This is a genomic window from Alteromonas sp. 5NW40-0090, assembly GCF_057552975.1.
This window is the reverse complement of the sequence record NZ_BAAJLT010000006.1, coordinates 258,001-270,202: the sequence shown is the minus strand read 5'-3', so window position 1 is coordinate 270,202 and position 12,202 is coordinate 258,001. Positions and strand designations below refer to the sequence as shown.

11 protein-coding genes, 1 tRNA gene and 1 pseudogene are annotated in these 12,202 nt (G+C 44.6%); 7 read left to right on the top strand and 6 right to left on the bottom strand.

Annotated features, from left to right (window positions below; genetic code table 11):
- The first annotated feature begins 47 nt into the window (after positions 1-47).
- The 4 genes and pseudogenes from AC27KT_RS09730 (at position 48) to AC27KT_RS09715 (ending at position 2,319) form a co-directional block, all read left to right on the top strand.
- The gene (locus AC27KT_RS09730; protein ID WP_487129459.1) at positions 48-617 is read left to right on the top strand and encodes a chorismate--pyruvate lyase family protein; all 570 of its coding nucleotides are present in this window, start codon (positions 48-50) and stop codon (positions 615-617) included.
- Positions 614-1,474: a 4-hydroxybenzoate octaprenyltransferase gene (gene ubiA, locus AC27KT_RS09725; protein WP_487129457.1), complete on the top strand. Its 861-nt coding sequence runs from the start codon at positions 614-616 to the stop codon at positions 1,472-1,474. Before AC27KT_RS09730 ends, ubiA begins: the two co-directional genes overlap by 4 nt.
- Positions 1,475-1,638: 164 nt before the next feature.
- Positions 1,639-2,012: pseudogene (locus AC27KT_RS09720) on the top strand (type II toxin-antitoxin system RelE/ParE family toxin).
- A 1-nt stretch (position 2,013) separates the two neighbouring features.
- Complete coding sequence (locus AC27KT_RS09715; RefSeq protein WP_071816592.1) at positions 2,014-2,319, top strand: helix-turn-helix domain-containing protein; 306 nt, start codon at positions 2,014-2,016, stop codon at positions 2,317-2,319.
- Positions 2,320-2,432: 113 nt separating this feature from the next.
- On the opposite strand, the gene ubiK is transcribed toward AC27KT_RS09715, so the two are convergent.
- Positions 2,433-2,684, bottom strand: coding sequence for a ubiquinone biosynthesis accessory factor UbiK (gene ubiK, locus AC27KT_RS09710; RefSeq protein ID WP_136783222.1), 252 nt, complete (start codon positions 2,682-2,684; stop codon positions 2,433-2,435).
- A gap of 111 nt (positions 2,685-2,795) precedes the next feature.
- On the opposite strand from ubiK, the gene rep reads away from it, so the two are divergent.
- Positions 2,796-4,811: a DNA helicase Rep gene (gene rep, locus AC27KT_RS09705; RefSeq protein WP_487129454.1), complete on the top strand. Its 2,016-nt coding sequence runs from the start codon at positions 2,796-2,798 to the stop codon at positions 4,809-4,811.
- Between the two features lie 217 nt (positions 4,812-5,028).
- Here rep and AC27KT_RS09700 read toward each other — a convergent pair whose 3' ends face one another.
- Entirely contained in the window at positions 5,029-7,629 is a 2,601-nt protein-coding gene (locus AC27KT_RS09700) for a sensor domain-containing phosphodiesterase (RefSeq protein WP_487129452.1), read from the bottom strand.
- Between the two features lie 102 nt (positions 7,630-7,731).
- Positions 7,732-8,139, bottom strand: coding sequence for a c-type cytochrome (locus tag AC27KT_RS09695; protein WP_014947775.1), 408 nt, complete (start codon positions 8,137-8,139; stop codon positions 7,732-7,734).
- Between the two features lie 280 nt (positions 8,140-8,419).
- Between AC27KT_RS09695 and AC27KT_RS09690 the strand changes: the two genes are divergently transcribed.
- Positions 8,420-8,496 (top strand) — tRNA-Arg (locus AC27KT_RS09690).
- A gap of 4 nt (positions 8,497-8,500) precedes the next feature.
- Here AC27KT_RS09690 and AC27KT_RS09685 read toward each other — a convergent pair.
- Positions 8,501-9,694 (bottom strand): type II toxin-antitoxin system HipA family toxin, encoded by a 1,194-nt coding sequence (locus AC27KT_RS09685; RefSeq protein WP_487129449.1) that lies wholly within the window; start codon positions 9,692-9,694, stop codon positions 8,501-8,503.
- The gene (locus AC27KT_RS09680) at positions 9,684-9,974 is read right to left on the bottom strand and encodes a helix-turn-helix domain-containing protein (RefSeq protein ID WP_487129447.1); all 291 of its coding nucleotides are present in this window, start codon (positions 9,972-9,974) and stop codon (positions 9,684-9,686) included. Before AC27KT_RS09680 ends, AC27KT_RS09685 begins: the two co-directional genes overlap by 11 nt.
- A gap of 301 nt (positions 9,975-10,275) precedes the next feature.
- On the opposite strand from AC27KT_RS09680, the gene nhaC reads away from it, so the two are divergent.
- Positions 10,276-11,673 carry a Na+/H+ antiporter NhaC gene (gene nhaC, locus AC27KT_RS09675; protein ID WP_487129445.1) on the top strand — a complete coding sequence of 466 codons (1,398 nt, stop codon included), beginning with the start codon at positions 10,276-10,278 and terminating at the stop codon, positions 11,671-11,673.
- 102 nt (positions 11,674-11,775) lie between these two features.
- Here the strand turns inward: nhaC and AC27KT_RS09670 are convergent, their stop codons facing one another.
- Positions 11,776-12,195 carry a DUF6691 family protein gene (locus AC27KT_RS09670; protein WP_487129443.1) on the bottom strand — a complete coding sequence of 140 codons (420 nt, stop codon included), beginning with the start codon at positions 12,193-12,195 and terminating at the stop codon, positions 11,776-11,778.
- Between the last annotated feature and the right edge of the window lie 7 nt (positions 12,196-12,202).

Here is a 12,202-nt window from a genome sequence, read left to right as displayed (position 1 = left end):
ACATGACGTGTTATCATACCAACAGATTCATTATTCGGGCTTTTCGTGTGAGTTTTAATGCCACTTTTCCAGTGGGTTTGGCGGTTGACTGGCAAGCACCTTCTGGCATCACATTTCCTAATGCGCAGCTTAAAAACTGGCTGTTAGACACAGGGTCATTAACCGAGCGAGTGCAATCCTTAAGTGACCATTTTTCGCTTGAGCTTATTGGTCAGCGCACGCAAATACCCCACGACAATGAGTTATCGCTATTACACAATAACGGCAACACTCGCTATCAAGCTCGGGAAATCCTGCTGTGTGGTAATCACCAACCCTGGGTGTTTGCGCGCTCTATTATTCCCCAAGCATTTGTAGACAGTGAGCTTTCTGACTTAGGTCGTGAGCCACTGGGAAAACGCTTGTTTAACGACACGCGGTTCACCCGATCAGAATTCCAATTGTGCACTGCCGCGGCTTCCCATTTTGGTATTAACAGTAACCAAGTCTTGTGGGGCAGGCGGTCACTATTTACGTTAGACAACTACAGCATGATAGTGGCAGAAGTATTTCTTCCAGACTCTCCGGCATACGATCAGATAGCTACATGTGAAAAGGAAAGCGAACAACAGTTATGAAGCATAATTGGAATGCATATGCGCGACTTATGCGCCTCGATAAACCCGTAGGTATTTATTTACTGCTGTGGCCTACATTGTGGGCGCTTTTAATGGCGGCCCAAGGTTTACCGTCATTAGACATTACGCTTATTTTCGTTGCTGGTGTAATTGTTATGCGCTCAGCGGGTTGTGTAATTAACGATTATGCAGACAGGAAAGTAGATGGACGCGTAAAGCGCACAACCCAGCGTCCGTTGGCAACGGGCGAAGTTAAGCCTAAACAAGCACTGCAGTTATTTGGCGCACTTATCGCCTTCGCGTTTATATTGGTGCTGTTTCTTAACTGGCAAACTATCTCGTTGTCTGTTGTGGCACTTATGCTTGCTGCAAGCTATCCCTTCATGAAGCGTTATACCCACTTGCCGCAGGTGGTATTAGGCGCGGCATTTGGCTGGGCCATTCCTATGGCGTTTATGGCCGTGCTAGAAACTGTACCAACGTACGCTTGGTGGTTGTTTATTGCTAACTTACTATGGACCGTAGCGTACGACACTATGTACGCCATGGTAGACCGCGACGACGATTTACAAATAGGCGTTAAATCTACCGCTATTTTGTTCGGTAAAAACGACGTGTTAATTGTAATGTTGTTGCAGGGCTGCGCGCTAACAATTCTGTGGTGCATAGGCTTAACAATCAATGCGACATGGCCTTACTACACGGCCGTGCTGTTCTCTGCTTTGCTATGCGTGCGCCAATATCAGCTTATTAAACGCCGCCAGCGAGAAGGCTGTTTCACCGCGTTTATTGAAAACCACTACATTGGTTTAGCCATTACGCTTGGTACAGCACTGCATTTTTATTTGGTAAGGTAAAACTTACCAACAGCAAACTTCAACCTGTACCAATGTCCCCTTATAACTGAATTATAGCCAGTCTAAAGTATTTACTAGTTTTTATAGGCACGCGCTTTACTCACTAAATGTATTTAAAACTCGCGCACAAAGTATGCTACTAAGTGTTATACTTTAGGTGTCGAATGGAATCTATACGCATATATAAATTGAAGTGGTTCAAGAGGTGGGCGAGTAAGGAAGGTTTATCAGACAGCTTGCTAAAATTAGCAATTGCAGAAATGCAACAGGGATTAGTTGACGCCGATTTAGGTGCAAACGTATATAAAAAGCGAGTACCTCTTTTGGGGCAAGGCAAAAGTAGAAGTTTAAGAACCCTCATAGCTTTTCAAGTGGATAATAAAGCCTTTTTTATTTACGGTTTTCCAAAAGCACCCGCTCTAACATTAGTGTTAAAGAGATGAAGTCTTTAAAACTCTTAGCTAAAGAGCTACTGAACTACAGCGAAGAAAAGCTTAAGAAAGCTATTGGTTCAGGTAGTATTGAAGAGGTGAGATAACATGAAAGAAAGCATTTTAGATGTAGTACATAGTACTGCAAAAGATTTGAGCGAAGCCGGAGTAATGGATAAGCAGACTATGCATAAGTTTGATGCATTATGTTTACCCAAACTCAAGCAATATGATGGACAGCGGATAAAAGCAATCCGTGAAAAAGCAAGAGTAAGCCAAGCTGTTTTTGCTGCCTATTTAAATATCACGCCATCTACAATCAAGCAGTGGGAGCAGGGGAACAAAAAACCTCGAGGTACTTCTTTAAAGCTTCTGAGTCTTGTTGAGCAGAAAGGTTTAGAGATCTTGATGTAACGTTTCTTTTGTTCTGCGCTTTTGCAAAGACAGAAGAGCATTTTTTAATTTATCGGTTTCAATAAAAAAACGCCATAAAGGCGCTTTTTGTGGTTTCTATAAGCTGTGAACAGCTACTTTTCTGCTAGCTTTTCTTCAAGCTCTGCAATGCGGCTTTCCATAGCGTCTAGCTTCTCGCGTGTACGAATAAGCACTTGGCTTTGAATATCGAACTCTTCCCGAGTGACTAAATCTAGCTTAGACAGCTGCGACTGCAATACTGCCTTTACTCGACCTTCGGCTTCTTCAGCCATGTTTTTAACGCCAGGTGGTACGGCATCAGCAATTTGTTTCGCTAAATCTTCGAGTTTCTTCGGATCCAACATGGAATTCCCTTATAATGCGCAGCTCAAAATATGAAAGCTATTCTATCGGTATCGTCGCGACATGCAATGAAAACCGTGTTACCGCCAAACGTACGTTGTTTTAGGAATTAAATGAAACTAAATGAAGCTCAAGAATCTGCCGTAACCTATGTGTCTGGCCCATGTTTGGTGCTGGCAGGGGCGGGCAGTGGTAAAACCCGTGTAATTACCAACAAGATTGCTCATTTAGTTAGAAACTGCGATATGCCAGCGCGCTATATTGCAGCGGTTACCTTCACCAACAAAGCCGCACGTGAAATGAAAGAGCGTGTTGCGCAAACCTTGGGTAAGCCAGAAGCACGCGGGTTAAAAGTATCGACCTTTCACACCATGGGCTTAACCATTATTAAAGCCCATGTAAAAGACCTTGGTTTAAAGCCAGGCTTCTCGTTATTCGACGATAAAGACTCCTTTGCCCTACTTAATGACCTAACGTCCGACACCCTAGATGGTGATAAAGATCAGCTTCAGCTACTGCAAAGCTGCATTTCGAACTGGAAAAACGACCTTATCTTGCCCGATGCTTTATTAAAGTCAGCAACCAGCACGGGCGAGCGAGAATTTGCAGAAGCCTATAAGCGCTACCAAGACAATCTAAAAGCCTATAATGCGTTAGACTTTGACGACCTTATTTTGCTTCCCACCCTGCTTCTAAAAAGCAGCGAAGCAATAAGAGCCAAATGGCAGAGCAAAATTCGCTATCTGCTGGTGGATGAGTACCAAGATACCAATACCAGCCAGTATGAGTTAGTAAAGCTATTGGTGGGGGAGCGCGCACGCTTTACCGTGGTTGGTGACGACGACCAGTCTATTTACTCATGGCGTGGTGCAAAACCGCAAAATCTACATTTGCTGCAAGAAGATTTCCCGCGGTTGAACGTGATTAAGCTACAGCAAAACTACCGTTCGTCAGGCCGTATCCTGCATTGCGCGAATATACTGATTCAGAACAACCCGCACTTGTTCGATAAAACTCTCTTCTCAGAGTTGCAGTATGGCGAGCCGCTTAAAGTCATAGAGGCGAAGAACGAAGAGCATGAAGGTGAGAGAGTGGTGGCAGAACTGCTTGCGCACAAGTTCATGAATCGTACCCAGTTTAAAGACTACGCTATTTTGTATCGGGGGAATCATCAAAGCCGTATTTTTGAAAAGCTGTTAATGAGTAACCGCATTCCTTACAAAATTAGCGGCGGTATGTCGTTCTTTGGGCGCGCCGAAGTTAAAGATATCATGGCCTATTTAAGGCTTTTAGTGAATCAGGACGACGATAACGCTCTGCTGCGTGTTATCAATACGCCAGGGCGTGGTATAGGCCGCGCTACACTAGAAAAACTGGGTAACTTCGCCAATAGCTTGGGCGTGTCTATGTTTGAAGCGGCAACCCATCCAAATTTAAATAGCGTGCTGCCCGACAAAGCTTTTCATTCGGTTTCAACCTTTGCCCGCTGGGTAGTGGAGTTATCGGACAATGCAGAGCGTGGCAACACCGCTGATGCGGTGCGCACCATGATCCGAACCATGGGCTACGAAGAGTGGCTATATGAAACCAGCGCCAGCCCCAAAGCTGCTGAAATGGCCATGGCCAACGTAAGTACCCTATTCGGTTGGGTGAACGATATGCTGGAAGGCAACGACTTGGACCAACCTATGACCTTAACCGAAGTGGTAAACCGTTTGATATTGCGCGACATGATGGAGCGCGGCGAAGACGACGGGGAAGGGGACCAAGTACAGTTAATGACGCTTCACGCTTCAAAAGGTTTGGAATTCCCCATTGTATTCTTAGTGGGGATGGAAGAAGGCTTATTGCCGCACCAAAGCAGCATTGACGAAGATAACGTGGAAGAAGAGCGCCGACTTGCTTATGTGGGAATTACCCGTGCCCAGCGCGAGCTTATATTTAGCCTTGCCAAAGAGCGCCGTCAATTTGGTGAGGTGATAAACCCTGAGCCAAGCCGCTTTTTATTCGAGTTGCCCCCCGATGACGTTCAGTGGGAAAACCAAAAGCCGAAGGCAACGAAGGAAGAGCGCCAACAAAAAGCGCAGGTGGGTATTGCTAACTTAAGAGGCATTTTAGGTAAAAAGTAGTCGGCAAGTATCGAACTAAGTTAGCTTTATCAGTGAAGGCTGGTCGAAATAAGCCTAGTGAGAAACTTTCCGGCCCGATGTCCTAGGCATACATCGTTAAGCGAGCATCAGCTGAAAGCGGGTAAGTAGTTTGAAAGAATTTAGATGGTGTAATTAGAATCTACATCACCTATTTATTCTATGGAAGATGGGTTTGGTTGTAAGTAAGTGCTTACTTTTATCCAGCTAACGACGTCATATCAAGCACTTTTGCGTGCTTCAATATCTTGCCCTGACCATATGAACATTCAATTTCACTGAGGGCATCAAGCTGTGCCTGAGAATCTACACCTTCTGCAATTACTTGGAACTTCAAATGCTCAGAAATGAGCATAACCGACTGAATCAGTTTTAAGTTACGTTGAGAGCGCGGCAGCGATTTTACAAATCTGTGGTCAATCTTGATGAAGTCGAAGGGGTAGGCAAACAGATAGCTAAGCGAAGCCAAGCCGCTACCAAAGTTATCAAGCACAAGGGTTACGCCAGCCCGTTTAAGCTTTTTAATTGCCGGTAAGATAAACTGCGAACGGCGGTTTAAGTCATTTTCGTCAAACTCAAACACTAGCTGGCTCGGCGTAATGTCAGATGTTGCGATCACATCTATCATTTGATTAACCATAGAGGCCTGCAGTAAATGATTAATCGATACGTTAACTGCTATTTTGTTGATATGCTCATCGGTATTTTTATAGTGATTTAGCAACTCGCACGCTTTGGTCAGCTGAAATAAGTCGAGGTCCAGGGTAAGACCGCTGTGTTCCGCAACTTGTCTGAACTGCTCGCGGGCTATCTTACCGTAGGTAGGGTGAGACCAGCGAATATACATTTCTTTATACAGCGTGCTGTTGTCATTTAAATCAATAACGGGCTGTAAAAAGTAATCAAACTCTTCTTCACGCAGCGCGCGCCTGAACTCGTTTTCTAGTTCAAGTTCTTCAATAAGCCTGTCGCGCATACTCTTATCAAACATGACAAAGCGACCGCGCCCAAGTGTTTTAGCCTGGTACATGGCGGCATCAGCGTCACGCAATACTTCATCTGCGCTGCGATAATAGGTTTCCAAGTGCGCAATACCCACGCTGGCACCTGAGTACATTTCTCGGCCATCCAGTAAAAACGGCTCTGAAATTGATGAAATGATACGGCTTGCTACCTCTTCAACATCCGCTTCATCTTCAAAGTTATCCAAAAGCACTACGAACTCATCGCCGCCTAAACGGGCTAGCAAGTCATGACCGCGAATACATAGCGCAATACGTCTGGCTACTTCAATTAAGAATTCATCGCCGGCATGATGACCTAGCGTGTCGTTTATGACTTTGAAACGATCTAAATCAATAAACAAGACCGCAAACAAGTTTTCGCTATAGCGCTGCTTACTGGCTATAGCCAGCTCTAGACGGCTGGTGAACATGGCACGGTTGGGCAAATCTGTGAGCGAGTCGTGGTGGGCATCGTGAATAAGCTTAAGCTCAATCTCTTTACGCTCTTCAATTTGCTGTTTCAAAAACTTGTTTGCGCGGTTAAGTTCTGCGGTACGTTCTTTAACACGTTCTTCAAGTTGAACGTTATATCGCTGCATCGACTCTGTGTTGCGCTTGCGCTCAATTGCCACCGCTATATGGTGCGAAACGAAGCGAAGAAGCTCTTGGTCGCGGGCATTATATTTTGCCAGCTTGCCGTAGGTTTGAACCGCAATAACCCCGGCAATTTCGCCTTCAACGACAAGTGGCGATCCAAGCCACGAGTTAGCGCTATTCAACATAGTTTGCGCTAACGAAACGTCAATTTCCCCTGACTCTGCAAGTTCCAGTACTCTTGGCGGGTTAATAAGCTCTGCTTGCCCAGTGCGCAATACAAACTCAGTCAGCCCCAATCCAAGCGGTCTGGCATCAATTTTACTTTGTTTGGTATCGCTAAAATAAGGGAACTCTAACAAGCCCTCTTCTTTATTATGAATGGCTATGTAGCAGTTTGGCGCACTAATTAGCCTCGCCAAAATCTCATGCAAACTGGAATAAAACGCATCCATATCGCCTTCAAGGTTGGCGGCTAATTCAGAAATTTCAAACAGCGCTTGCTGCAATGACTCTACTTTTTGGCGCTCTAAAATTTCTTCTTGAAGGTCGTCGTTAATTTTTCGAAGCTGGCGGGTACGTTCGCGAATAGTGCGTTCAGTCAGCTCTCTGTTTTTTACTCTATCTACCGTAGTAACAATATGCTGGGAAACAAAAAGTAGAACTTCTAAATCTTCTTGAGTGTAGTGCACGCCTTCGTCGTATGTTTGCACTACCATTGCCCCAATCACTTGGCTGCCCCGTTTTAGGGGAACACCCAGCAGTTCATAAGGTTGAGAGCCCACTAATTTGATGTCGAGCTCAGAGGCAAAAATTTCCTCTTCGTCGCGTTTGTAAAAAAGATAATTACCGGTTCTTAAAATGTAGCCGGTCATACCGTCCATTAAAGATTCAGCAGGAAGCTGAGGAACGGTTTGTTCGTCGAATTCATCAATAAAATAGGCAAAGTCGACAATGTGGGTCTCTGGTTCGTAAAAGGCAACAAAGAAGTTGTCTGCGTTCATGAAGTCGGCAATGATTTCATGAATAGCGGAGTAAAGGCGATTTAGGTGGCTTACAGAACTGGCAAGTTCAGAAATATCAAAAAGCGCCTTCTGAACACGTTCAGCGCGCTTGTACTTGTCGGTAAGTTGTTGAAGCTGCGGTATAAGTTCGCGCAGTTCTTCTTCCGTCAATTCGTGTTGCGTCGAATCTTTTGACATTCCGCTCGCCAGTAAAAAAGTAACGTTTCCCAACGAGCTAAACTACCCGATTAGCGGGTAAAACGCTACTTTTTCAATCAAGTTGTTGCTATTTATCAGGTACTAAATACCTTCAATCATATACTCAATAGCAGCTTTAATTTCGTCGTCAGAACAGTTGCCACACGTACCGCGAGGAGGCATCGCATTAATGCCGTTCAAAGCATTCTGCCATACGCCGTCAAGACCGCGCTCATCTAGGCGAGGTTGCCAATCGGCGGCAACGTGAACTTTAGGAGCGCCCAGAACACCTGCTGAGTGGCAAGCTACACATGCAGAGTTGTAAACGTCTTCGCCAGACTTTGCGCCGCCAGCTGCGCCAGCGCTACCTTCTGCGGCTGCACCTGCAACGTGTACCTGACCTACCGGCTTAATGCGATCGGCAATTTCATCGTTACTCATTTCTTGTGCTTGTGCTGCAAATACAGTTAGCGCAGTAGCAGCAACAGTTAACCAAGTCTTTAATTTCACATCTGTCTCCAGGCAATGATGAATTTGTTTAAAATATAACTGGCCAGATTATAACGGTTAATTGGGGTTGAACAACTATTTGAAGCCAATTACCTATAAAAAGTAAGGATTTTTAACGGTTATGCCAAGCCATCTAAAGAGATTTTAATAAATGAGTTGAAGCGAACTCACGGCGTCAGTATTATTACGCCCCGTTTGCAGCATGCATATAGCTGCAGTACTCTTCGGTGTATGCGTAAACTACTGTAAACGTTCAGTGGTTATTCACTGTTTCTACATACCGCCCTTAGCTCAGCTGGATAGAGCGCGGCCCTCCGGAGGCCGAGGTCAGAGGTTCGAATCCTCTAGGGCGGGCCATTACCTATGAAGGAATAATCCCCTTGAGCGTTTCTATATCGGTATCGGGTACACCAGCCTTGGTAAAATAAGATATCCATTCATTAGTTAACGCTTGCACAATAGAAATGATTGTTTTGGCTTTTGTTTGAGAAAGTCCAAACCTTTTAGATTGAGACAGCGCATTTTCGAGCGTTCCTTCTCTGCCGTGAACCCCTATTCCAATTCCATGTTGGCGGGAGTTGTTTATCGGCAATACGTCGTAGGCTGGAGATAAGCGCCATTTTTTATCTGAGAAGGAATACAAGAAAGCGTGATTTCTGGAATGGTCATCAGTGTTACCCATTAAGATATTAAAAACCATGCGTGTGTACAGTTCATGTGCATCTCTCGGCTCTGCTCCATGCTTCATTATAAACTCTGCCAAAGCACCATAACTATAATTCTCAGTTAGTGCCTGATTCGTCAATTTTTCTTGGTTAATTAGGGAATTAGCACTTAAGAAATGGTGTGTTGGTCTATCAGCGTTACAGTCGAATCGCTCTACCAATAATATGTCTTCTTGTTGGTTGTTCACTATAGACGTGGCTGCAACTCTAACATCCAGCTCTTCTAGCATTGTCATTGTTGCATGTTCTACTAAACATACGTTGTATAAATCATCTGGACGGTTGAATTTCGCTAAGTAATTTATACCACTGTCTTCGATCAGTGTTTTAGGTCGGGCGCCACCCATACTGGACCCGTATTCAAATGCTTTTTTGACTTCCTTAGGAATGTCTTCATTTTTAAGAATTGCCCTTTTCCCCTGCAAAAGCATGGGAATATCGCCAAGCGTATTCTTATTCTTCTTTGGCTTACTTGCATTTCTAGATAAGCTGAAAGTAAGTGCGCCAACACCCATCCCAGAACCAGCCAGAACGAGTTCTAGGTCATTGTTAGGCTTAGTTGAGTGCAGCGACAAAATAAGCTTTTTACCCCAGCTATCTGCTCCAGCATCTAAAATAGCGCCAAACATCCCTTTATTTACTCTGGTAATAAACTGATCGCTAAGTAGGGGGAGGTGAACTGGATCTAGTGGGAATGCATCATCCCTTTGTAGGTAGCTTTGTCCATATCGAAACTTCCCGATATTGGTCTTTGGGTTTAACTCAACAACGCCACATATAACCGGGTTATTTTCGAGTCCGTCAACGAAAACATAAGCTCTAGAAGTCATTAGGTAACTCCTTTTCTATGAGTGAGCTTTTTCTCAAGGGGTTATTGCTTACTAATTCGTACTCCTTTTCGATGGTTTCAATAAGTGGGTCAAGCACTTCGAGTTGATTTAATATTGTAAGCAACGTATCTGAATTTATGCCTTTTCCTCGCTCTAATCTACTAACAGTATTTTTACTGGTGCCGGTTCTAAGCGCTAATTCTTCTTGATCCATAGAAGCGGCTCTCGCTTGCTTTACGAGGTTACCAAGTAGTCTTTTCGTATATTCAACCTTGTTCATAAAACACCAAAAATAGCCATTAGTAACGTAATTATTTAGTATGGCTACTTTACAAGGCGTGTCAATTAAATAATCATAAATGGCTAATAGGGCTTTAATTTGTCATTTATGATGTTTTATAAGTGGAGCGAACTTTCATTTTGTTCTTTTAGGCAGCACTTATTGGCTGAAAGAGGCATTGTTTTCAAAGGCACTGTGCGCATCCTAAGTCTATCCAACGTTAAAGTCATTCCAACGCAAAGCAAAGTCGCTATACTGTTTTTCACTACTTCCATTTTTTCAAACGTATCAGCGAGCCCTCATGTCGCCTAAGTCTTTGCGTAACCCTAGTTTTGCTCAGTCACTGGTTTGTTTTAGCGTTATTGTCGCGCTAATAGCGGGTGGGTTATTTGGCCTAGGTATTAGCCTACACGCACTTATATTTATGTGCTTACTGTGGGTGGGTATTAACGCGTTTAGTTTGGGATACACATACCTACAAATCCGCGAATTAATGACCAGCGCATTAACCCGGGCCATGCCAGCAATCTATATCTTTATCCTTATAGGTATGGTTATCGCCAGCTTTATGCAAAGCGGCACTATTTCAACGCTCATTTATTACGGGTTAAGTTGGCTAAACCCCAGTGTTTTCCTGGCGGTGGGATTAATTTTGTGTGCGGTCATGTCGGTAGCTACGGGCACATCGTGGGGTACGGTGGGGACTATGGGCGTAGTGCTAATGGGTATTGGCGCAGCCATGAACATACCACTGCCCATTGTGGCGGCCATGGTGGTATGCGGGGCAACCTTTGGCGATAAAATGTCACCGGTTTCTGATACCACCAACCTAGCGGCCATGAGTGCGGGCACCAACCTTTATCGGCATATGTACGCCATGCTGTTTACTACGCTGCCTAGCTTTCTTCTTACCTTCGTTATTTTCTTAGTAATAGGGTTCAGCTACGCAAACCAAAATATAGATGTTGAACAGATAGTTGAAATTAAAGCAGCGCTTGCCAGCCACTATAACCTTGCACCCTATATAACACTGTTACCTCTAGTATTGCTTACAGTACTAAGCATTAAAAAAGTGCCGGCTGAAGTGACCATGTCATGCAGTATTTTGCTGGCCGTCATCATCGCCATTTTCTATCAAGATACTAATACCACTAGCGTGCTTAACGCGCTGTGGGAAAACACCCCGCAAAATACGGGCATCGAGAATTTAGATGCGCTTTTAGGTAGGGGTGGTATCAGCAGTATGAACTGGACGCTACTTCTTGCTCTAATGGCAATAGCATTAGGCGGTATATTACACGGCGCGGGCTTTTTAGCGGCGCTACTGGCGGGCATCATCACGCGGGTAAAATGTACGGCAAGTCTAATTGGAGTGACCATAGCATCAGGTTTTTTAGGTAACGTAGCTATGGGTGAGGCCTATATCTCCATCATTCTAAACTGCCAACTGTTTAAACCAAAATATGAACAGCAGAACCTTGATCCTGCCGTGTTGTCACGGTCGGTGGAAGAAGGCGCTACCATGACCACAGGGCTTATTCCGTGGACAACCGCTGGTGCATTCTACTCTGCCACCCTAGGCGTTGACGTGCTCGACTATGCTCCCTATGCCTTTTTCAACTATCTAAACGGCGTTATTGCCGTAACCATGGCCGCATTGGGGGTAGGTTTATTGAAAGGGAAAACCGCAAAACGATAAGTCAGCTATTTTCACGTATGTAAGCTGTCACGTTTACCCCCTTAAAAGGATGATTACGACTTTATCCTCACTAGAGGATAAAGCCGCAAAGGTAGTTATGTTTTAAGCTGCTTTTGGCTTCAACCAATGCTGCGCCAGCATGCCAACGATCATCGCGCCTACAAACAACAAAACATCAGTTTGAAGCGAGGCAATCGCCACTACGGCAGGCCCTGGGCAGAAACCGCTAATTCCCCAGCCAATGCCAAAAGCCGCAGAGCCCAGAATTAGCTTTACATCAATAGTTTTGCTGGTAGGAATATCAAACTTATTCGCAAACAAGGGTTTGCTGCGCTTGCGCACCCAATACATGCCAGGTGCAGCCACTAAAATAGCGCCGCCCATTACAAAAGCTAACGTAGCATCCCAATTTGCACTGAAATCTAAAAAGTTCAGCACGCGGGCAGGGTTGCTCATACCCGATACAATAAGGCCAAAGCCAAATAAAAGCCCACAAATAAGCGAGGCGATAATTGCTCTCATAAGTACA

What these genes read in the sequence shown, in the direction of transcription:
- AC27KT_RS09685 (WP_487129449.1), bottom strand. Translation starts at nt 9,694, where the DNA reads ATGACTTCTAGAGCTTATGTTTTCGTTGACGGACTCGAAAATAACCCG.
- AC27KT_RS09670 (WP_487129443.1), bottom strand. Translation starts at nt 12,195, where the DNA reads ATGAGAGCAATTATCGCCTCGCTTATTTGTGGGCTTTTATTTGGCTTT.
- ubiA (WP_487129457.1), top strand. Translation starts at nt 614, where the DNA reads ATGAAGCATAATTGGAATGCATATGCGCGACTTATGCGCCTCGATAAA.
- nhaC (WP_487129445.1), top strand. Translation starts at nt 10,276, where the DNA reads ATGTCGCCTAAGTCTTTGCGTAACCCTAGTTTTGCTCAGTCACTGGTT.
- AC27KT_RS09700 (WP_487129452.1), bottom strand. Translation starts at nt 7,629, where the DNA reads ATGTCAAAAGATTCGACGCAACACGAATTGACGGAAGAAGAACTGCGC.
- AC27KT_RS09680 (WP_487129447.1), bottom strand. Translation starts at nt 9,974, where the DNA reads ATGAACAAGGTTGAATATACGAAAAGACTACTTGGTAACCTCGTAAAG.
- ubiK (WP_136783222.1), bottom strand. Translation starts at nt 2,684, where the DNA reads ATGTTGGATCCGAAGAAACTCGAAGATTTAGCGAAACAAATTGCTGAT.
- rep (WP_487129454.1), top strand. Translation starts at nt 2,796, where the DNA reads ATGAAACTAAATGAAGCTCAAGAATCTGCCGTAACCTATGTGTCTGGC.
- AC27KT_RS09715 (WP_071816592.1), top strand. Translation starts at nt 2,014, where the DNA reads ATGAAAGAAAGCATTTTAGATGTAGTACATAGTACTGCAAAAGATTTG.